The organism is Streptomyces sp. NPDC093065, assembly GCF_044754585.1.
In the GTDB taxonomy this organism is placed as follows: domain Bacteria; phylum Actinomycetota; class Actinomycetes; order Streptomycetales; family Streptomycetaceae; genus Streptomyces.
This window is the reverse complement of sequence record NZ_JBIVPJ010000041.1, coordinates 15636-35603: the sequence shown is the minus strand read 5'-3', so window position 1 is coordinate 35603 and position 19968 is coordinate 15636. Positions and strand designations below refer to the sequence as shown.

Here is a 19968-nt window from a genome sequence, read left to right as displayed (position 1 = left end):
GAACGGACGCTTCCTTTGTACTCACCCTCTCGGGCTTTCCTCCGGGCGCTTCCCTTCGGTCTTGCTGTCTTGCGTTTCCGACTCTATCAGATCTTCCCGATCCGATTTCCTCGGTGCTTTCCAGGTTCGCGCTTTCGCGTTTCCCTTTCCGGCGGTTCCGACTCTATCAGATCCTTTCGGGCTCTGATTTCCCGTCAGAGGGGGTTGTCGTCCCGGCTGTTGGGCCGTTCCGACGCTTCAAACCTTAGCGGACTCTCTCGGCGTTTCCCAATCGGGGTCGATCGGGCCGACGAGTACCCATCGGAATTGAATTCGGGCACGCCGAAGTCATTCCCATTGGGGGTCGTGCTGGTGGTTTGAGTGCCGCTGCTGCGGCGGGAGGTGCTACCGCAGAACCGTTACGGTCCCGTGGCAACCCGAAGAACCTTACGGATCTCACAGGAGGCTGTCAAGCGTGCCTGTCAAGATCTTTAATCGAGGTCGCTGAGCCGGCCACCAGCGTCCGGCTGCGCGTGCTCCACCCTGCGCAGGAGGCGGGTGAGCACCTCGCCGAGCGCCGTGCGGTCGTCGGCGGAGAGGTCCTGGAGCAGGTCCTCCTCGAACACCGTGGCGAGGCGCATGGCCGCCAGCCACTTCTCGCGTCCCTCCGCGGTGATCGCCACGATCACGCGGACCCGGTTGGTCTCGTCGCGCTCCCGGGTGACCAGGCCCTCCGTGACCATGCGGTCGATGCGGTGGGTCATCGCGGCGGGTGTCAGGCCGAGGCGCTTGGCGAGGTCACCGGGGCCGAGGCGGTAGGGAGCGCCGGAGAGCACGAGGGCCTTCAGCACCTCCCAGTCCGTGTTGCTGATGCCCAGCTCGGCGGTCTGACGTCCGTACGCGACGTTCATACGGCGGTTGAGGCGGGAGAGCGCCGAGACGATCTTCTCGACCTGGGGGTCGAGGTCCTGGAACTCGCGCTGGTAGGCGGCGATCTGCTCTTCGAGTGTCGGCTCGCCGGCGCCGGAGGTGTCGCCCATGGCCGCAGTATGGCACGCGACTCCTTTGCTTTGAAGTCCTTCGCTATGTACTCTTTACCTTCGAACTTTAGCTTCTAAGTCTTCAGCCTTCAGTTCTGACGGCTGCAGTGATCGATCCCGAGAGATCAAGAGAGGGTGAACGTGACCAGGGCAATGGGCGCGGCGATGCGCCGGATCCACGTGGGCAACGCACTCAGCGCGTTCGGACTCGGCTTCACAGTCCCCTACCTGTACGTCTATGTGGCGCAGGTACGGGGACTGGGTTCTGTCACGGCGGGCCTCGTGCTCGCCGTCTTCGCCGTGGCCGCGCTGATCGTGCTGCCGTTCGCCGGGCGGGCCATCGTCCGGCGCGGCCCGCTGCCGGTGCTGCTGGTCGCCCTGGTCACCGCCGCCCTCGGCGCCATGAGTCTCGGGCTGTCCGCCTCCGCGGCCACGGTGCTGGTCTCCGCCGCCGCGCTCGGTGCCGGGCAGGCCGTCATGCAGCCGGCGCTCGCCACGATGATCGTCGACTGCTCCACGACGGAGACCCGGTCACGGGCGTTCGCGATGCAGTTCTTCCTGCAGAACCTTGGGCTCGGCGTCGGCGGGCTGATCGGTGGCCACCTGGTCGACACCTCCAGCGCGTCGTCCTTCACGCTGCTGTTCGCCATCGAGGCGGCGATGTTCCTGGTGCTGGTCGCCGTCATGACGACGGTGCGGGCGCCGCGCGCGCCGCGGATCGAGGAGGCACCGGGTCAGACCGGCGGCGGGAGCTGGAAGCAGCTGCTCGGCAACCGGGCCATGGTTCAGCTGTGCGTCCTGGGCTTCGTGCTGTTCTTCGCCTGCTACGGACAGTTCGAGTCGGGGCTCAGCGCGTACGGCGTCGAGGCGGCCGGGATCTCCACCTCCGCGCTGGGAACCGCGCTGGCGGCGAACACGCTGATGATCGTGGTGGCGCAGTTCGCGGTGCTGAAGTTCGTGGAGCGGCGCAAGCGCTCGCGGGTGATCGCGTCCGTGGGGCTGATCTGGGCCGTGGCGTGGGCCGTGGCCGGGTACGCCGGGCTCGGGCACGGCAGCCAGACGATGGCGACGGCCGCGTTCATCTCGACGTACGCGCTGTTCGGGCTGGGCGAGGCGATGCTGTCGCCGACGCTGGCGCCGCTGGTGGCGGACCTGGCGCCGACCGGTCTCGCCGGGCAGTACAACTCCGCCTTCGCCCTGGTGAAGCAGCTCGCGCTGGCGATCGGTCCCGCGGTGGGCGGGCCGCTCGGGGCCTCGCTGCACGGGCCGTACATCGTGGCGTTCCTGTTGTTCTCGCTGGGCATCACGGTGCTGGCGGTGCGGCTGGGGCGGCAGCTCACGGACGTACAGAACCAGCCGTCGCTCGCTCGGAGCCGGGTGGTCACGCAGGGCGGGGTGCCGGCCGACGCGGTGGTCGTCGCCGAGGCCTGAGCCGGGCCGGGGTGTGGGCGGCTTCCCTCGGCCCGCCCCGGCTCACGGCTTGTGCAGGACGAACTCGCACCAGACGGCCTTGCCGCCGCCCGGGGTTCGCCGTGACCCCCAGTTGGAGGCGATCGTCGCGACGATGGCGATGCCACGGCCGGACTCGTCCCCCGGCTCCGCGCGGCGGCGTCGGGGCAGGTGGTCGTCGCCGTCGGTCACCTCGATGATCAGGCGGCGGTCGGTGCGGCGCAGGCGCAGCCGCATCGGCGGGGTGCCGTGCTGGAGGGAGTTGGCGACCAGTTCGCTGGTGGCCAGGACGCCCAGGTCGTGCAGGTCGGCCGGGAAGCGCCAGCTGGTGAGGACGCCGGAGGCGAAGGCACGCGCGCGTGGGGCCGCTTCCACGCCGCCGAGCAGTTCCAGGGCGGCGTTGCGGAACAGCTCGGCCTCGGTGCCCTTGCGAGCGGGGTGCTGGAGGACGAGGACGGCGACGTCGTCGTCGTGGTCCGGGGTGACGCCCGCCGAGCGGATCAGGCGGTCGCAGACGACCTGGGGCGTGCCGGTGGCGCCGGACAGGGCGCGCTCCAAGGCGGCGATGCCCTCGTCGAGGTCCTCGTCACGGCGTTCCACCAGGCCGTCGGTGTAGAGGACGGCGGTGGAGCCGGGGGGCAGAGCGATCGAGCCCGAGGCGTGGATCCAGCCGCCGGTGCCGAGCGGCGGGCCGGTGGGTTCGTCGGCGCGCTGGACGGTGCCGTCCTCGTCGCGGACGAGGATGGGCAGGTGGCCGGCGGACGCGTAGACGAGGCGGCCCTCGTTCGGGTCGTGGATGGCGTAGACGCAGGTGGCGATCTGGTTGGCGTCGATCTCGGCGGCGAGGCCGTCGAGGAGCTGGAGCACCTCGTGCGGGGGCAGGTCGAGGCGGGCGTAGGCCCTGACCGCCGTACGGAGCTGGCCCATGACGGCCGCCGCGCGGACGCCTCTGCCCATGACGTCGCCGATGACGAGGGCGGTGCGGCCCCCGCCGAGGGTGATCACGTCGTACCAGTCGCCGCCGACCGCGGCCTCGGTGCCACCGGGGTGGTAGGTGGCGGCGACGCGCAGGTCGTCGGGCTCCTCCAGTTCCTGCGGGAGGAGGGAGCGCTGGAGGGTGACGGCGGTTTCGCGCTGGCTGCGTTCGCTCGCGCGCAGGCGGCCCGCGGCTTCGGCGTGGTCGGTGACGTCGGTGGCGAAGACGAGGACGCCCCGGCCGTCACGGTCGCCGCGTCCGTCGCGGCCGTTGTCGCTGCCGGTCCCGGCCCCGGTCTCGGTGACCGGGGTGCAGGTGAAGGTGTAGGAGCGGCCGTCGGGGGCCTTGCGGGACTTGAGGGTGCGGGGCCTGCCGCTGCGCTGGACCTGGTCCAGGAGCGGGAAGAGGCCGGGCTCGTCCAGCTCGGGGAGGGCCTCGCGGGCGCGGGCGCCGAGGTCGCGCATGCCGAAGGCGGCGACGTAGGCGTCGTTGACGTAGGCGAGGCGGTGTTCGGGGCCGTGGACGAGGGCGACGAGGGCCGGGATGCGGTCGAGGACGTCGCGGACGGGCAGTTCGTCGACGTCGGGGGTGGGTGGGGCCTCGTCGGTCAGCTGTTCGGCGCGGGCGGCGGGTACGGAGCCGTCTCCCTGTCGGTCGGTGGAGACCGTCGTGTCCGTCCGCGCCGCGGCGCGGCGCTGTGTTCCGGGGAGTCGGGCGCTCCAGCGCGTGAAGTTCACGAATCCTTGCCTCGTGTAGTTGTCGGCGGCCGGGGACCGGGACGGGCCGGGCGGCCCGGGCCCCGGGGGCCGCGCTGGGGCGAGCGGCGTCGCGCCCGCGGTGGTGGACCAGTCTGGCAGGGTGCCCGCCCGGCCGACATCCGTCAGACGCCCCAGTGGCCGCGGGAGTTCCTGAGTCCGGTCAGGACGACCCCTTCGGGTTGTGCGGGGGCTCCTGAGAAGGCTTTCCACCGGCCGCGAGTTCGAACTCCGCCCGCGGATGTTCGAGTGAGCCGAGGGAGACGATCTCCCGTTTGAAGAGTCCGGCGATCACCCATTCGGCGAGTACGCGCGCCTTGCGGTTGACGGTGGGGACCCGGCTGAGGTGGTAGGCGCGGTGCATGAACCACGCGGGGTAGCCCTTGAGTTTGCGGCCGTAGACGTGCGCGACGCCCTTGTGGAATCCGAGGGAGGCGACGGAGCCGGCGTACTTGTGCCCGTACGTGTCGAGGGGCTGGCCGCGCAGGACGTGGGCGATGTTGTCGCCGAGGACCCTCGCCTGGCGAACGGCGTGCTGGGCGTTGGGGGCGCATTCCCGGCCGGGTTCGGGCGCGGTGACGTCGGGGACGGCGGCGGCGTCCCCGGCCGCCCACGCGTGTGGGGCTCCGTCGACCGACAGGTGGGCGGTGCAGGCGAGCCGGCCGCGGTCGTCGAGGGGCAGGTCGGTGGATGCCAGGACCGGGTGCGGTTTGACGCCGGCCGTCCAGACGACCGTGCGGGTGGGGAAGCGGGAGCCGTCGCTGAGGACGGCGACGCGGTCGGCGCAGGACTGGAGGCGGGTGTCCAGGCGTACGTCGATGTTGCGGCGGCGCAGTTCGGTGACCGTGTAGCGGCCCAGTTCCTCGCCGACCTCGGGCAGGATGCGGCCGGACGCCTCGACGAGGATCCACTTCATGTCCTCGGGGGTGACGTTGTGGTAGTACCGCGCGGCGTAGCGGGCCATGTCCTCCAGCTCGCCGAGGGCCTCCACGCCCGCGTAGCCGCCGCCGACGAAGACGAAGGTGAGGGCGGCGTCGCGGACGGCGGGGTCGCGGGTGGAGGAGGCGATGTCCAGCTGTTCGAGGACGTGGTTGCGCAGGCCGATGGCCTCTTCGACGGTCTTGAAGCCGACGCCGTGGTCGGCGAGGCCGGGGACGGGCAGGGTGCGCGATACGGAGCCGGGCGCGAGGACGAGTTCGTCGTACGTCACCCGGCGGGCGCCGGTGTGCTCCTCGTCGGTGGCGAGGGTGGTGAGGGTGGCGGTGCGTGTCGTGTGGTCGACGGACCTGACCTCGCCGATCACGACGTCGCACTGGCCGAGGACCCGCCGCAGGGGTACGACGACGTGCCGCGGGGAGATGGAACCGGCCGCCGCTTCGGGGAGAAACGGCTGGTACGTCATGTAGGGGTCGGGGGTGACGACCATGATCTCGGCGTCGCCCCGCCGCAGTTCGGCCCTGAGATTCCGTTGCAGCCGCAGGGCCGTGTACATCCCGACGTAGCCACCGCCGACAACGAGAATGCGCGCACGTTCCTTCACCACCCCATGACGCACCCGGCGCTTGCGTTTGTCCACAGGCTCGTCAAATTGTGTGACCGGAGATCATGACGGCGCGCAGGCGGTCGAATCACCGCGGCGGGATGTGATCGCGCAGGTCAGCGGGGGTGGGTGTGGGGGTCGGGGACGGCACATTCGGGGCGTATGCGATCGGTGCTCCGATCGGGGGGCGCTCGGTGCGGAACGTGCCCCTTCTGAATTGACCCTCGCTCAACTATGTTCTTTCCGACGGTGTGCAGGGGGATGTGCTCATGGGGTCCGCGACGGGCGGGCCACGGAACGGGGCCCGTTCACACGCACTCCGGCTTTCGATGGCGGGGAGAGTCTCCGGGGGGAGACGTCATTACCGGGGGATTGTCTATGCATGTTCAGGATTCTCATTGGTCGTCCGCGTCGGCCGTCGCGCCCGGCGGCGCGATGGGTACGAGTGCGGCGCCGGGCGGCGCTCGCGGCGACGCGGCGCGGAGCGCGCCCTTGCGCGTGGACGCCCAGCGCAATCTGGAACACGTGCTGCGCGCGGCGCGCGAGGTGTTCGGCGAGCTGGGGTACGGCGCGCCGATGGAGGACGTGGCGCGGCGCGCCCGGGTCGGTGTCGGCACGGTGTACCGGCGTTTCCCGAGCAAGGACGTGCTGGTACGGCGGATAGCCGAGGAGGAGACGGCACGGCTGACCGACCAGGCACGCACGGCGCTCGGGCAGGAGGACGAGCCGTGGTCGGCGCTGTCCCGTTTCCTGCGGACGTCGGTCGCCTCGGGCGCCGGACGGCTGCTGCCGCCGCAGGTGCTGCGGGTCGGGGTGTCGGAGGACGGCGACGGCGGTGCCGGTGGCGCGGCGGTCGGTGATGCGCGGGTGCCGCAGCAGCGGATACAGCCGGGCACCGGCGAGCTGCGGCTGGTGCCCGAGGGAGCCTCGGCGGCCGGAGCGTCGGCCGGCGGGACGGGCCCCGTCGCCGACTCCGGCACCGGCTCGGGTCCCGTGGCCGTCGACGACGGTGCCGCGGCGCTGCTGGAGGTCGTGGGCCGGCTCGTGGAGCGGGCGCGGACCGCGGGCGAGCTGCGGCCGGACGTGTCGGTGTCGGACGTACTGCTGGTGATAGCCACGGCGGCGCCCTCGCTGCCGGACCCGGCCCAGCAGGCGGCGGCCTCCACGCGGCTGCTGGACATCCTGCTGGAGGGGCTGCGGTCGCGGCCGGTGTGACAGGGGCCGACGAAGGACGGGGCGCTGTCGGACGGCGGCACCGTCCGGTGACCCACTTCTCCTTCCCCGAACAGCTGAGCGTTATTACCGCGGCGCCGCAAGTCCCCACAGACGAGTGACGGTCGGCACAAGGGGGTCCTGAACAAAAGCCAATATGGCACGCTGACCCGGTGTTCGGACTGGCTGGGCAGGTTGGCGGGGGCTTTCCGCGATGAGCGTTGACGGGCGGGGCGGGTCACTCGGGGACGCCGAGAAGGGCCCCGGTGACATCGGGACGGGCGACGTCGGGAGCGGTGACGCCGGGAGCGGCGACATCCGGGCCGGCGGGCCCCGGGCCGCCGGTGCCCGGGCCGGGGACGACGGCGCGCCGCAGGTGCCGGGCCAGGGCGGGCCGGCCCACGCCCGGCGGGACGGCGCCGCCGAGGACGCCGGCCGCGAGGCTCCCGCGCAGGACGGGGAGCGGACGGGAAGCGGGGTCCCGGCGCAGCGCGAGCTGCACGAGGACAGCGTTCTGCCGCCGCCGCGGGAGCCGGACGACTCCGGCGTCCTGCCGCCGCCGCGCGAGCTTCCGGCGTCCGACGCGGAGTTGATCGAGCGGATGCGCTCGGGCGACGACACGGCCTACGAGGAGCTGTACCGGCGCCACGCGGACGCGGTACGCCGGTACGCGCGCACCTGCTGTCGCGACGCCCACACCGCGGACGACCTCACCGCCGAGGTGTTCGCCCGCATGCTCCAGGCGGTGCGCGGCGGTTCGGGACCCGAGTACGCCGTGCGCGCCTATCTGCTCACCGCGGTCCGCCGGGTCGCCGCCGGCTGGACCCGGTCGGCCGGGCGGGAGCAACTCGTTGAGGACTTCGCGGTGTTCGCCTCGCAGGCCGCGCACACCACGAAGGTGGCGGACGACGACACCCTGGAGCTGGGCGCCGACGTCCGCGCCATGCACGAGGCCGAGCAGTCGATGGCCATGCGGGCCTTCCGGTCGCTGCCGGAGCGGTGGCAGGCCGTGCTGTGGCACACCGAGGTCGAGGACGAGTCGCCGAGCGAGGTGGCCACGCTCTTCGGGCTGGACGCCAACGGCACCCGCGTCCTCGCCAGCCGCGCCCGTGAGGGGCTGAAGCAGGCCTACCTCCAGGCCCACGTCAGCGACGCCCTCGCCACCGACGAGGAGTGCGCCCGCTACGCCGACCAGCTCGGCACGTACGCGCGCGGCAGGCTGCGCATCCGGGCCGAACGCGGGCTGCGCAAGCACCTGGAGGAGTGCGCCAGGTGCCGGCTGGCGGCGACCCAGATCGAGGAGGTCGCGAGCGGCATCCCCGCCGTGGTGCCCGTCGCCGTCATCGGCTGGTTCGGTGTCGCCGGGTACGCGAAGGCGGCGGGTCTCATCGCCGGGGGCGCGGGCGCCGGTGCGGCGGGAGCCGCGGGCGCGGCGGCCGCGGCGAGCGGCGGTACGTCCGGCGGAGCGGGCGCCGGGGGCGGTGCTGCGGCCTCGGAGGGGCTCGGCGCGCCGGTGAAGGCCGGTATCGCGGCCGGCGTGGTCGCGGTGGCCGCCGCGGCGGCGCTGGCCCTCGCGCTGGTCGGCGACGACTCCCCGGACAAGGAGCCGCCGAAGGCCGCCCCGCCCGCGTCCTCACCGGTGGCGCAGCCCGCCCCCGACACTCCCACGCCCTCGACGCACCCGCCCCGCCCACCCGCGCCGGTGGCCGCCCCCGAGCCGACTCCGACTCCCACCCCCACCCCGAAGCCGACCCCGCCCCCGAAGCCCAGGCCCACTCCCACCCCCGCACCCACCCCGAAGCCGACCCCGACCCCCACGCCCACCCCCACGCCGACTCCCACCCCGACGCCTCCCCCACCGCCCCCGCCCGCCGTCTACCAGTGGAGCGAGCTGGCGTACGACGTGGGCGGCGACGGCACCGGCCCCGAGATGCGGCTGGCCGGGAGCAGCTGGGTGTGGCAGCGCTCGGCCCTGTCCGTCGCCGACGTGCGGTATGCGCACGGCGTCACCGTCAACGGCCGTTCCTCGGTCACCATCGACCTCAACCGTGACTGTTCGTCCTACGACGCGCTGGCCGGTGTGGACGACCTCACGCTGAAGCTGGGCAAGGTCCACTTCTCCGTGTACGCCGACGGCGTCCGGCTGTGGAACTCGGGGTTGGTCAGGGGCGGCGACCCGGCGGTACCGGTGCACGTGGACATCTCCGGGCGCGAGAGCCTGCGGCTGGTGACCGAGCCGCACAGCCCCCTCGACACGGTGGCGCTCGCGGACTGGGCCCAGTCCCGCTTCACCTGCGCGTAGAGGCCTGGGAGGCCGGCTGCCGCACCGCGTCCTCCAGCTCACCCAGGGCGTCCCGCGGAGTGAGGTTGGCGCCCCGGGCCAGTTCGGCGTCGTACCGCTCACCGCCGAGGGCACCGCGGGCGGCGGCCCCGGCCCGCTCGGCGTGCGCGCGGTCCGGCATGGGGCGCGGACGCTCGCCGCGCCAGTGGCCGGCCGCACCGAGCAGCCGCACCGCGCGGGTGTGGTCGCCCCGGTCGCTCAGCAGACCGGCCGCGCTGTCCACGAGGGTCGCGAGGACCAGGTCGGCGCACTGCTCCTCGACGGCCGCCCGGACGGTGCCCGCCAGCAGTCGCAGGGCCGCCCCCGGGCCCGACTCGCCCGCCGTCACGAGCGCGTCCACCAGCCCCAGCATCGCCAGGAACTGCGGCGGCGGGGTGCCGCGCAGGCACTCCTCGCGGGCTGCCTCCCACAGGACGCGCGCCCGCCTGTAGTCCTCCTCCACCACCGCGAGTCCGGCCCGCAGCATCAGGACGAACGCCTTGGAGTCCACGACGCCGTACCGGTCCGCCGCGGCACCGGCCTCGTCGAGGACGCCGAGTGCCGTGCCGTGGTCCCCCTCCCGGTAGGCGATCTCGGCAAGCCGGGCGATGAGGAACGGTGACTCCGCGAAGGCGCCCACCTCCTCGGCGAGCCGCAGTGCCTCCTCGTACTCGGTCCTCGCCTCCTCGTAGCGGCCGCGCACCATGGCCGCCTCGCCGAAGGCGCTGCACACCTGGGCCTGCACCAGGCGGTCGCCGACGCGGCGGCTGAGCGCCCGCATCTCCGCCAGGTCGTCGTCGATGCCGACCGGGGTGCCCGAGAGGTCGACCACCGCGTGGGTGCGGAACATGAGGCTGGCGGCGATCTCCCACTCGCCCCCGTGGACACGGCAGTTGGCGACGGAGGCGTCCATGGAGCCGCGGACGTCGCCCGAGTCGCTGACGAAGAACTCGGTCAGCGGCCAGATGAGGCCGGGAACCCGGGCCGCTTCGGGGCCGCCCGCGGCGAAGTGGTCCCGCACCCGTCGGACGTACCGCCGCATGCGCTCGTCCAGCAGGCCGTCCCTCGGCGCGGTCTCGAAGGTGAGCAGGATGTGCATCATCCGCACCTGCATGCGCAGGGAGTGCAGCGGGTGCGGCGGGTCGCCCTCCCGCTCGGCGAGGAGCGTGTCGACGGGATCGGCGGCGGCCGTACGGCGGTCGAGGACGTCCGGCGCCGGCACCCGGCCGCCGTCCGCGTCGAGGGCGGCGCCGAGGCGCAGCACCCGGTCCAGCCATCCGACGCCCTCGTGGCGGTAGTTGCGCAGCCACCAGAACCAGCCCATGGCGAGTGCGAGGGCGGCCGCCTCGGCCTCGTCGCCCGCGGTCAGGGAGCGGTCGAGGGCCGCGCGGATGTTGTCGTGCTCGGTCTCCAGGCGGGCTATGTAGGGCAGCTGTCCGGCCGAGCGCAGCTGCGGGTCGGCCTCCTCGGCGAGGGCGCGTGCCCAGGCGCGGTGGGCCCGCTCGGCGGCGGCACGCAGCCCGGGGACCTCGGCGGCGCGTTCCCCGGCGTACTCGTGGATGGTCTCCAGCATGCGAAAGCGCATCTCGGCGCCGTCGCCGCCGAGGTCGGCGACGACGAGGGACTTGTCGACGAGGGCCCCGACGAGCTCCGCCGCGGGCCCGGTGCACACGGCCTCCGCGGCCGCCAGGTCCCAGCCGCCCGCGAAGACGGACAGCTCGCGCAGCATGGTGCGTTCCGCCTCGTCGAGGAGGTCCCAGGACCAGTCGACGACCGCGCGCAGGGTCTGCTGGCGGGGCAGGACGGTACGGCTGCCGGAGGTGAGCAGGCGGAAGCGGTCGTCGAGCCGGTCGGCGATCTCCCGCGGGGTGAGCAGCCGCAGCCGGGCGGCCGCCAGCTCGATGGCCAGGGGCAGCCCGTCCAGGCGCCGGCAGATCTCGGCGACGGCCTCCTCGTCGCGCAGCACGGCGCCGGCGTCGGGACGTGCGGCGCCGGCGCGCGCGGCGAAGAGGCGACGGGCCTGGTCGGGGGTGAGCGGCTCGACCGGGCGCACCGACTCGCCGGGCACGCCCAGCGGTTCACGGCTGGTGGCGAGGACGGTCAGTCCCGGGCAGCGGGTCAGCAGGGTCTCGGCGAGCCGGGCCGCGGCACCGATGACGTGTTCGCAGTTGTCGAGGACGAGGAGTTGGCTGCGCGGGGCGCAGTACTCGACGAGCAGGGCGACGGGGTCGTCCTGCACGGCCGTCCGGTCGCCGGTCAGCAGCACGGTCTCGCGCAGCCCGAGGGCGTTGACGACCGCGCCCGGCACCGCCTCCGGACGGTCGAGCGGGGCGAGTTCGACCAGCCAGGCCTGGTCGAGCCCGGCGGCGGCCTCCTCGGCGAGGCGGGTCTTGCCGGATCCGCCCGGTCCGGTGAGGGTGACGAGGCGGGCCCGGTGCAGGTCGGAACGGATGGCGTCGAGCTCCGGTTCCCGTCCCACGAACGTGGTCAGCCGGGGCCGGATGTTGCCCCGGCGCTCCTCGGCCGGGGCCCGCTCGGCCTTCGGGACGGACCGCCGCCCGGTGTCCCGGACGCCGAGCAGTTCGGCGTGCAGGGTGCGCAGCCGGGGGCCGGGTTCGGTGCCGAGACCCTCGGCGAGGGTGCGGCGGGCGCTCTCGTAGGCGTCCAGCGCGTCGGCGTCGCGGCCGGTGGCGCGCAGGGCGTCGATGAGGAGGGCGTGCAGCGGTTCGTCGTAGGGGTGCGCGGTGGTCAGTTCGCGCAGCCGCGGTACGGCGTCGTGGGCGTCGCCGAGGCGCAGACCGGCCTCGATACGGGTGCGGGTCGCCTCCAGGCGCAGCGCCTCGGGGCCGGCCGCGCGGCCGGGGAGGTCGGCCAGCGCCGGTCCGCGCCAGAGGGCCAGTGCCTCGTCCAGGTGCCGGGCGGCGGTGGCGGCCTCGCCGCGTCCGAGGGCGGTGGTGCCCTGCCTTACGAGGCGTTCGAAGACGAAGAGGTCCACGTCGTCGCGGGTCGCCGCGAGCCGGTAGCCGCCGGGGACCGAGACGACGGCTTCCCTGCCGACGGTACGGCGGAGACGGCCGACCAGGGCCTGGAGGGCGGCGGCGGCGTCCTGGGGCGGGTCGTCCTCCGCCCAGACCTCGTCGATCAGAGTGCCGGGCGTGACGACGTCGCCGGGGCGCAGGGCGAGGGCGGTGAGCAGCGCGCGCAGGCGGGGACCGCCGGGGTTCGCGACGATGCCCTGGTCCTCCGTCTGGGTGACGCCCAGGATTCTGTACCGCACGGGGTCATTGTCGCCGGAGTCGAGCAACACAGGCACCCGGCAGCAGACCGAACCGGCGTCCAAACCCGCCGCACAATCGCCCCCGCCCCACCCAGAGCCCCCCGCTACGGCGCAGTACCCGCGGGAACCGCGCCGCCGTCGAGCCGCAGCACCGGCCCAACACACGCCACCAGAATCCTGCACCGCCCAGGCCCAATGCCACCCGAGTCGAGCAACACCGACACCCGGCAGCAGACCGGACTGACCAGCCTTCAGACCCGCCGCACAACCACCCCCGCCCACCCAGCACCCCCACTGCAACGCCATACCCGCAAGAACCACGCCACAGGCGAGCCAGAGCACCGGCCCAACACACGCCACCAGAATCCTGCACCGCCCAGGCCCAATGCCACCCGAGTCGAGCAACACCGACACCCGGCAGCAGACCGGACTGACCAGCCTTCAGACCCGCCGCACAACCGCCCCCGCACCGCCCAGCGCCCCCCGCTGCGGCGCGATGCCCGCGGGGACCGCGCGCTGGCGGGCCGGAGTGCCGGTCCAGCAGGTGCCGCGGCGGGCCAGGAGGCGGCCGAGCCACAGCTCCAGGGAGACGAGGTCGGCCAGCCCGTCCAGCGGCAGCGGCTCACCCGCGGCCACCGCCCGCACCGCCTTGCGCACGACCCGCGCCTCCACGAGCCCCGCCTCCGCGAGCAGCGGCCGGTCGAAGAGCCCCAGCAGGGAGTCCACGGCGACCCGCAGGCCCGTTCGCGCGGCGGAAGCCGCCAGCACCTGGGTGGGCGCCCCCCACCCCGGCGGCAGCTCACTCACCCCGGCCCCCTCCAGCACCGTCCGCAGGATCGCCGCCCGCGCCCCCGGCTGCACCCGCAGGGCCTCCGGCAGCGCCCGGCACGCGCGGACGACCTGGTTGTCGAGGAACGGCGTGTGCAGCCGCTGGAAGCGGATCTCCGCGGCCTGCTCCAGCACCCGCACCTCCGCCGCCTGCCGCGCCAGGGCGGCCCGCGCCCGGAAGTCCCCCGGACGCTGCCCGGGGCCCACCCCGGACCGCTGCGAGGACGTCTGCAGGCGAACCGATACTTCAGCCAGCGCCTCTCCGGTCAGCCACCGCGCCGCCGGCCCCGCCCCGGCCCAGGTCAGCGCGGCCAGGGACGCGTCCATCGCCCCGTCGCCGGGCGGGTCGAACCGTCTGCGCAGCAGCCGCTCGGCGAGCACTTCGAGGCCGCTCCGGTAGGGCGTGCGGGACAGCCGCCGTGCCGCCGCGTACACGCGCGCGGGGACGAGGACCGACCCGTCGGCCTTGGCGAGCGCGGCGACCGGCCGGACCAGATGACGACGCTTGCGGTCCATGAGCAGGTCGGCCAGTCGCGCCGGATGGGCGTCCAGCACCTGCCGCGCCCCGTACCCGGTGAAGTGGTCCGCGCTGCCCGCGGCCAGCCGCGCCCGGTGCCGTGCGGCGGCGACCAGGAAGGAGCCCGGCTCGTCGGTCAGCGGCCCGTCGAGAGCGGCGTACGGCAGCATGTCCTCGCCGCCGGTGACCACGACGTGGTGCAGCCGCGGGTTGGCCGCCAGTGCGCCCGCCCGCGCCAGTTCGGGTTCCTGCCCGCCGACGGCGAGGTCGTTGAAGGTGACGGCCAGCAGCCGCTCCCCCGCCCCGCTGCCGTGCCCCAGCACGGTCCCCGGCATCCCCGGCAGCCCGGCCGCCAGCAGCGCCAGCGTGCCCGAGGCCGGCCCGCCGGACAGGTCGGCCCCGATCCCCGGCACCGGCATCCCGCGCGCCGCACGCCGTTCGGCGGGCCCCATGCCCGGCACCGGACCGGGGTCGATGCCGTCCCCGGGAACGTGCCGGGGCGCGGCGAGCCGGGTGCGCACCGCTTCCACCAGGGCGTCCCGCACGCCGTCCACCGCACGGTCGGGGTCGGCCGCGGGCGCCGCGACGGCGAGCGAGGCCACCGGCTCGTACCCGGCGATCTCGCGCGCCCCGGCGCGCAGGATCAGTGCGTGCCCCGGCGGAACGCGCTTCACGCCGTCGTAGGGGGTGGAGTCGTCCAGCGCGGCCGGCACGTCGGGCGTGGCGAGCAGCGCGGCGAGGTGGCCGAAGTCGAGGTTGGCCTCGACGAGGTCGGCCAGCGGCAGCGCGGCGGTGGCGTAGGCGGTGCCGCCGGCCCAGGGGGTGTGGAAGACCGGCCGCGCACCCGCGAGGTCGCCGCAGACGGTGATCCGCCGCCCCACCTGGACGACGGCCGTGTAGCTGCCGGGCCACGCCGTCAGATGCCGGAGCGCGCCCCCGCGCGCGGCGAACAGCGCGACTCGCAGCTGCTCGTCGCTCGCGCCGCAGATGCCGAGGACGGCGATCCGGGTCTGGGGATCGGCGGTGACGACACGCACCTCGTCGGGACGCCAGTCGCCGACGGCCCACAAGGGGTCGGGGTCGCCCCACAACGGGTGGGCCCCCACGGGCTGCACGGTCTCGCCGTCGTAGCCGGTGGCCCCCGCGGAGCCGGCCGCGCCGGCGATCCCCGCTGCTCCTGCTCCCACGGCGGCGCTGCTCCACCCCACCAACCACCGCATCGACGCCTCCACAGGCTGGGGACAACCAGTGCACCGTACGAACTGGTTCCCCATGCTGCCATGAAGGGCGCGCCACAGAGCGTCGGCGGAGCCGCGTGTGCTCCCCGAGTGCGCCCTCGCGGAGACTCACGCGAGAGAGACGACTCCCTCTCCGCCGCTCCGGACACCGCTCTGGAAGAGGCGAAGACGACGCGAATGCGCCCCCGGAACGCGCCCTTTGGCTCCCCAACGCGCCCTCAACTTCCGTGGTGAGGGCGGTAGTACTCGAAAATCACCAGCGGTGATTTTCAGCCAAATCGGCGTTACGCGGCCACACTCGAACACGCTCCGTACAAACTCTGCGCACCGCCCGGCGACTTGCCGGCGGCGCGCAGCCCGGGAGGCGGGACTCGCCCCCCGGGCCGGTCCGCCGCCCGCGGGGATGTAGGCGGCGGCGTCCCCCAGCCCGCTGGATCCAGTACAGCGGGCCGACCCACGCACCATCCATGGAATCGCTCCCGCCGTGGCCGGAGAAGAGCGCACGCACGGGCGCACGGCCACACATCGGGAGCACGCGGCAACAGACCGTACATACACCGCACTTGAGTACGGACCACAATCCCGCCATCCGGAAGAATGCCTCTTAACGCATGGGATGCGGCGAACTACGCTGGGTTTACGAATGCCGCGTGGTTATGCCAGCGTGGCAGCCGTCTGTGTCGAGGGGTGACGCATGTCCAGGGAGCAACGCGGGCCGAACGAAAAGCTCGGCGCCGTTCTCGCCCTCGCGGGAATCAGCAACGCGGGCCTTGCCCGGCGTGTCAACGACCTGGGCGCCCAACGCGGGCTGACCCTCCGCTACGACAAGACGTCCGTGGCGCGCTGGGTGTCGAAGGGCATGGTGCCGCAGGGTGCGGCGCCGCACCTCATCGCCTCGGCCATCGGCCAGAAGCTCGGCCGCCCGGTTCCGCTCCACGAGATCGGCCTGGCGGACGCGGACCCCGCCCCCGAAGTGGGCCTCGCCTTCCCGAGGGACGTCGGACAGGCCGTCAGGTCCGCCACGGAGCTGTACCGTCTCGACCTCGCCGGCCGCCGGGCCGGCGGCGGCATCTGGCAGTCGCTCGCCGGTTCGTTCGCGGTGACCGCATATGCAACGCCCGCCTCGCGATGGCTGATAACCCCGGCCGACAGCTCGGTGGCGCGCGAGGTGAGCCCCGCCGAGGGCTCCGGCGCACCGCTCAAAGTCGGCCACAGTGATGTGCAGAAGCTCCGCGAGGCCGCCGAGGACGCCCGCCGCTGGGACTCCAAGTACGGCGGCGGCGACTGGCGTTCGTCGATGGTCCCCGAGTGCTTACGCGTCGAGGCGGCACCGCTCCTCCTCGGCTCCTACTCCGACGAGGTCGGCCGCGCCCTGTTCGGCGCGTCGGCCGAGCTGACCCGCCTGGCCGGCTGGATGGCCTTCGACACCGGCCAGCAGGAGGCCGCCCAGCGGTACTACATCCAGGCCCTGCGCCTGGCCCGCGCCGCGGCCGACGTGCCGCTCGGCGGCTACGTCCTCGCCTCGATGTCCCTGCAGGCCACCTACCGCGGCTTCGGCGACGAGGGCGTGGACCTCGCCCAGGCCGCCCTGGAGCGCAACCGGGGCCTGGCCACGGCCCGCACCATGAGCTTCTTCCGCCTGGTCGAGGCCCGTGCCCACGCGCGCGCGAACGACGCGGTGGCGGCCGGCGCCGCCCTGAAGGCCGCCGAGAGCTGGCTGGAGCGCGCCCGCCCCGGCGACAGCGACCCGTCGTGGCTGGGTTTCTACTCCTACGACCGGTTCGCCGCCGACGCGGCCGAGTGCTACCGCGACCTGAAGGCACCACGCCAGGTCCGCCGTTTCACCGAGCAGGCACTGTCGAAACCGACGGAGGAGTTCGTACGCTCGCACGGCCTCAGACTCGTCGTATCCGCGGTGGCCGAACTGGAGTCGGGCAATCTGGACGCGGCCTGCGAGCAGGGCGTGCGGGCGGTCGAGGTGGCCGGCCGCATCTCCTCGGCCCGCACCACCGAGTACGTGAAGGACCTCCTGCACCGCCTGGAGCCCTACGGCGACGAGCCGCGCGTGGTGGAGCTGCGCGAGCGCGCCCGTCCCCTGCTGATGACCCCGGCCTGACCGGCCCACGGCACACGCCCCTTCCGCCGTTTTCCGGGTTTGAGGGCGTTGTCAGTGGCGCAGTGCAGTATCGAAGCCGGGAGGTGGGCCGGAGGATGGACCGGGAAATGGACCGGGAGAGAGATCGCGTGCGGACCGGAAGCGTTCGGGGCACCGCGTACGACTGCGACGTGCTGGTGGTCGGCGGCGGCATCGTCGGCCTGTCGACGGCGTACGCGATCACGCGCGCCGCACCGGGCACCCGGGTCACGGTCCTGGAGAAGGAGCCGGGCCCCGCCCGCCACCAGACCGGCCGCAACAGCGGGGTCGTCCACAGCGGTGTCTACTACCGCCCCGGCTCGCTGAAGGCGCGCTACGCGGTCCGGGGCGCCGCCGAGATGGTGAAGTTCTGCTCCGAGTACGGCATCCCCCACGCCGTCACCGGCAAGCTGATCGTCGCCACCGACCGCGCCGAGCTGCCCCGCCTGCACGCCCTCGTACAGCGCGGCCGGGAGAACGGCATACCGGTGCGCGAGCTGGGCGGCTCCCAGATCCAGGAGTACGAGCCCGAGGTGCGCGGCCTGGCCGCCATACACGTCGGCACCACCGGCATCTGCGACTACGGCGCCGTGGCCCGCCGGCTCGCCCAGGCGTCGGGAGCGGAGATCCGCTACGGCGCCGAGGTGCACCGCGTCGACCGGCGCCCCGGCCTCGGCGTCGCCGTCCGCACCCGCGCCGGGGACGTGCTCCGCGCCCGGGTCATGGTCAACTGCGGCGGACTGCACTGCGACGCGATCGCCCGGCTGACCGGGGACGACCCCGGCATGCGGATCGTGCCCTTCCGGGGCGAGTACTACGAGCTGGCGCGCCCCGAGCTGGTGCGGGGACTGGTGTATCCGGTGCCGGACCCGGCGTTTCCGTTCCTCGGGGTGCACCTGACGCGCGGGATCGACGGGGGCGTGCACGTCGGGCCGAACGCGGTGCCGGCGCTGGCCCGCGAGGGGTACGGCTGGGGCGTGGTGCGCCCCCGCGAGCTGGGCGCCACCCTGGCCTGGCCCGGATCGTGGCACATGGCCCGGCAGCACTGGAGATACGGGGCGGGCGAGCTGCGCCGGTCCCTGTCCAGGAGTGCCTTCACGACGGCGGTGCGCAGACTGCTGCCGGCGGTGACGGACGACGACCTGGTCGCCGCGCCGGCCGGGGTGCGGGCGCAGGCGGTGCTGGCGGACGGCACGCTGGTGGACGACTTCCTGATCAAGGAGGGCGCCCACGCGGTGCACGTCCTGAACGCTCCGTCGCCCGCGGCGACCGCGTCCCTCCCCATCGGCCGCGAGGTGGGACACAGGGCACTGGCCATGCTGACCGCCGCCGGCTAGTCCCGCCCGGGCGCGCTGCTGCCCTCGTACGAACCGAGGCCCTCGATCAGGGCGACGAGGGCCGGGTCCCCGGCGAAGCGCTCGGCGTGGACCTGCCGGATGAGGTCGCCCGTGGCCGGGTCCTCGTCGTCGGTCAGATCGTGCGAGACCATGCGCCGCACCAGCGGCAGCCCCATCTCGTCGACCTGCCGGTGCAGCGGAGCGAGCATGTAGGCCCGGTAGCCCTCGATGTCCTCGACCGCGAACATCGCGCCGTAGTCGAAGTCGCCGCCCACGTCGCGGCCGACCGACCAGTACACGACGGCATCGATCTCACGGCCCATCCTGCGGAGCATCCCGAGAGCCTCGTCGACCTGGTCCCGGGGTGCGTCGGGGCGCATGGCGAGGCGGATCTGGTGGTGAATCACGGCATCTCTCCTCCGAGTCGGAGCAGGCGCTTCCGCCTGTCGCATTAGTTATACCACATAACTATCTCGACAGGCCCTCGCAACGACGCGCGCGCACTAAAATCGACGCATTGTGTCTGACTCCCACCACGCCCCCGAAGCCGAAGCCGCTCCCTCGCCCACGGCCGGGACCTCCCTGCGGCACGTCCGCGCCAAGGGCGAGCCCCGTTTCCCGGACGGACCGAAGGCCGATCCCGCCGGGTCGCACTTCGAGCGGCGGATCCGCAGTTTCCAGCCCCGGCGCAGCCGGGTGACCGCCGGGCAGGCGGACGCGCTGCAACGGCTGTGGCCCCTGTGGGGACTGGACATCGACGGACAGCACCGCATCGACCTCGCCGAGCTCTTCGGCAACGCCCGCCCCGTCGTCCTGGAGATCGGCTTCGGCATGGGAGAGGCCACCGCCCGGATGGCCGCCGCCGACCCGGACACCAACATCCTCGCCGTCGACGTCCACACCCCCGGCCAGGGCAACCTGCTCGGTCTCGCGGAGCGGGAGGAGCTGTCCAACATCCGGGTGGGCAACGGCGACGCGATCATCCTGCTGCGCGAGATGCTCGCTCCCGGCTCCCTCGCCGGACTGCGCGTCTACTTCCCCGACCCGTGGCCGAAGAAGCGCCACCACAAGCGCCGGCTGATCCAGCCGGAGTTCCTGACCCTGGCCGCTACCCGGCTCGCCGCGGGGGCCGTCGTGCACTGCGCCACCGACTGGGAGCCGTACGCCGAGCAGATGCTCGAAGTGCTCACCGCGCACCCCGACTTCGAGAACACCGTGCCCGGCGGCGGATTCGCGCCGCGCCCCGGCCACCGGCCGCTGACCCGTTTCGAGGGCCAGGGACTGGAGAAGGGACATGTGGTGAACGACCTGCTGTTTCGTCGCGTACAGCACAAGGAGCTGCCCCCCACCGGTTAGGGTCCATGCC

12 protein-coding genes are annotated in these 19968 nt (G+C 73.6%); 6 read left to right on the top strand and 6 right to left on the bottom strand.

All coding sequences use genetic code 11. From position 1 onward, the window contains the following. Positions 1–470 precede the first annotated feature (470 nt). On the bottom strand, positions 471–1019 hold the full coding sequence (locus ACIQFU_RS37625) for a MarR family winged helix-turn-helix transcriptional regulator (protein ID WP_127895651.1): 549 nt from the start codon (positions 1017–1019) through the stop codon (positions 471–473). 153 nt (positions 1020–1172) lie between these two features. Here ACIQFU_RS37625 and ACIQFU_RS37620 point away from each other — a divergent pair, with 153 nt between their 5' ends. Further along, complete coding sequence (locus ACIQFU_RS37620) at positions 1173–2450, top strand: MDR family MFS transporter (protein ID WP_402557809.1); 1278 nt, start codon at positions 1173–1175, stop codon at positions 2448–2450. Between the two features lie 42 nt (positions 2451–2492). Here ACIQFU_RS37620 and ACIQFU_RS37615 read toward each other — a convergent pair whose 3' ends face one another. Beyond that, complete coding sequence (locus tag ACIQFU_RS37615; RefSeq protein ID WP_402557806.1) at positions 2493–4181, bottom strand: SpoIIE family protein phosphatase; 1689 nt, start codon at positions 4179–4181, stop codon at positions 2493–2495. Positions 4182–4362: 181 nt separating this feature from the next. Next, the gene (locus ACIQFU_RS37610; protein ID WP_402557808.1) at positions 4363–5742 is read right to left on the bottom strand and encodes an NAD(P)/FAD-dependent oxidoreductase; all 1380 of its coding nucleotides are present in this window, start codon (positions 5740–5742) and stop codon (positions 4363–4365) included. 375 nt (positions 5743–6117) lie between these two features. Here ACIQFU_RS37610 and ACIQFU_RS37605 point away from each other — a divergent pair, with 375 nt between their 5' ends. Both ACIQFU_RS37605 and ACIQFU_RS37600 read left to right on the top strand, forming a co-directional pair. Continuing rightward, positions 6118–6954, top strand: a complete 837-nt coding sequence (locus ACIQFU_RS37605; protein ID WP_402557804.1) for a TetR/AcrR family transcriptional regulator — start codon at positions 6118–6120, stop codon at positions 6952–6954. Between the two features lie 211 nt (positions 6955–7165). Beyond that, the gene (locus ACIQFU_RS37600; RefSeq protein ID WP_402557802.1) at positions 7166–9253 is read left to right on the top strand and encodes a sigma-70 family RNA polymerase sigma factor; all 2088 of its coding nucleotides are present in this window, start codon (positions 7166–7168) and stop codon (positions 9251–9253) included. Here the strand turns inward: ACIQFU_RS37600 and ACIQFU_RS37595 are convergent. Beyond that, on the bottom strand, positions 9240–12548 hold the full coding sequence (locus tag ACIQFU_RS37595; RefSeq protein ID WP_402557800.1) for an ATP-binding protein: 3309 nt from the start codon (positions 12546–12548) through the stop codon (positions 9240–9242). The genes ACIQFU_RS37600 and ACIQFU_RS37595 overlap by 14 nt on opposite strands. A gap of 441 nt (positions 12549–12989) precedes the next feature. Next, positions 12990–15113 (bottom strand): asparagine synthase-related protein, encoded by a 2124-nt coding sequence (locus ACIQFU_RS37590; protein WP_402557799.1) that lies wholly within the window; start codon positions 15111–15113, stop codon positions 12990–12992. Between the two features lie 712 nt (positions 15114–15825). On the opposite strand from ACIQFU_RS37590, the gene ACIQFU_RS37585 reads away from it, so the two are divergent. Together ACIQFU_RS37585 and lhgO are read left to right on the top strand one after the other, a co-directional pair. Continuing rightward, positions 15826–17247, top strand: coding sequence for an MFS transporter (locus ACIQFU_RS37585; RefSeq protein ID WP_402557798.1), 1422 nt, complete (start codon positions 15826–15828; stop codon positions 17245–17247). Between the two features lie 107 nt (positions 17248–17354). After that, complete coding sequence (lhgO, locus tag ACIQFU_RS37580; protein WP_402557796.1) at positions 17355–18602, top strand: L-2-hydroxyglutarate oxidase; 1248 nt, start codon at positions 17355–17357, stop codon at positions 18600–18602. Here the strand turns inward: lhgO and ACIQFU_RS37575 are convergent. Continuing rightward, positions 18599–19009: a Dabb family protein gene (locus tag ACIQFU_RS37575; RefSeq protein ID WP_402557795.1), complete on the bottom strand. Its 411-nt coding sequence runs from the start codon at positions 19007–19009 to the stop codon at positions 18599–18601. The genes lhgO and ACIQFU_RS37575 overlap by 4 nt on opposite strands. A gap of 112 nt (positions 19010–19121) precedes the next feature. On the opposite strand from ACIQFU_RS37575, the gene trmB reads away from it, so the two are divergent. Beyond that, the gene (gene trmB / locus ACIQFU_RS37570; protein ID WP_402557793.1) at positions 19122–19958 is read left to right on the top strand and encodes a tRNA (guanosine(46)-N7)-methyltransferase TrmB; all 837 of its coding nucleotides are present in this window, start codon (positions 19122–19124) and stop codon (positions 19956–19958) included. The last annotated feature ends 10 nt before the right edge of the window (positions 19959–19968 follow it).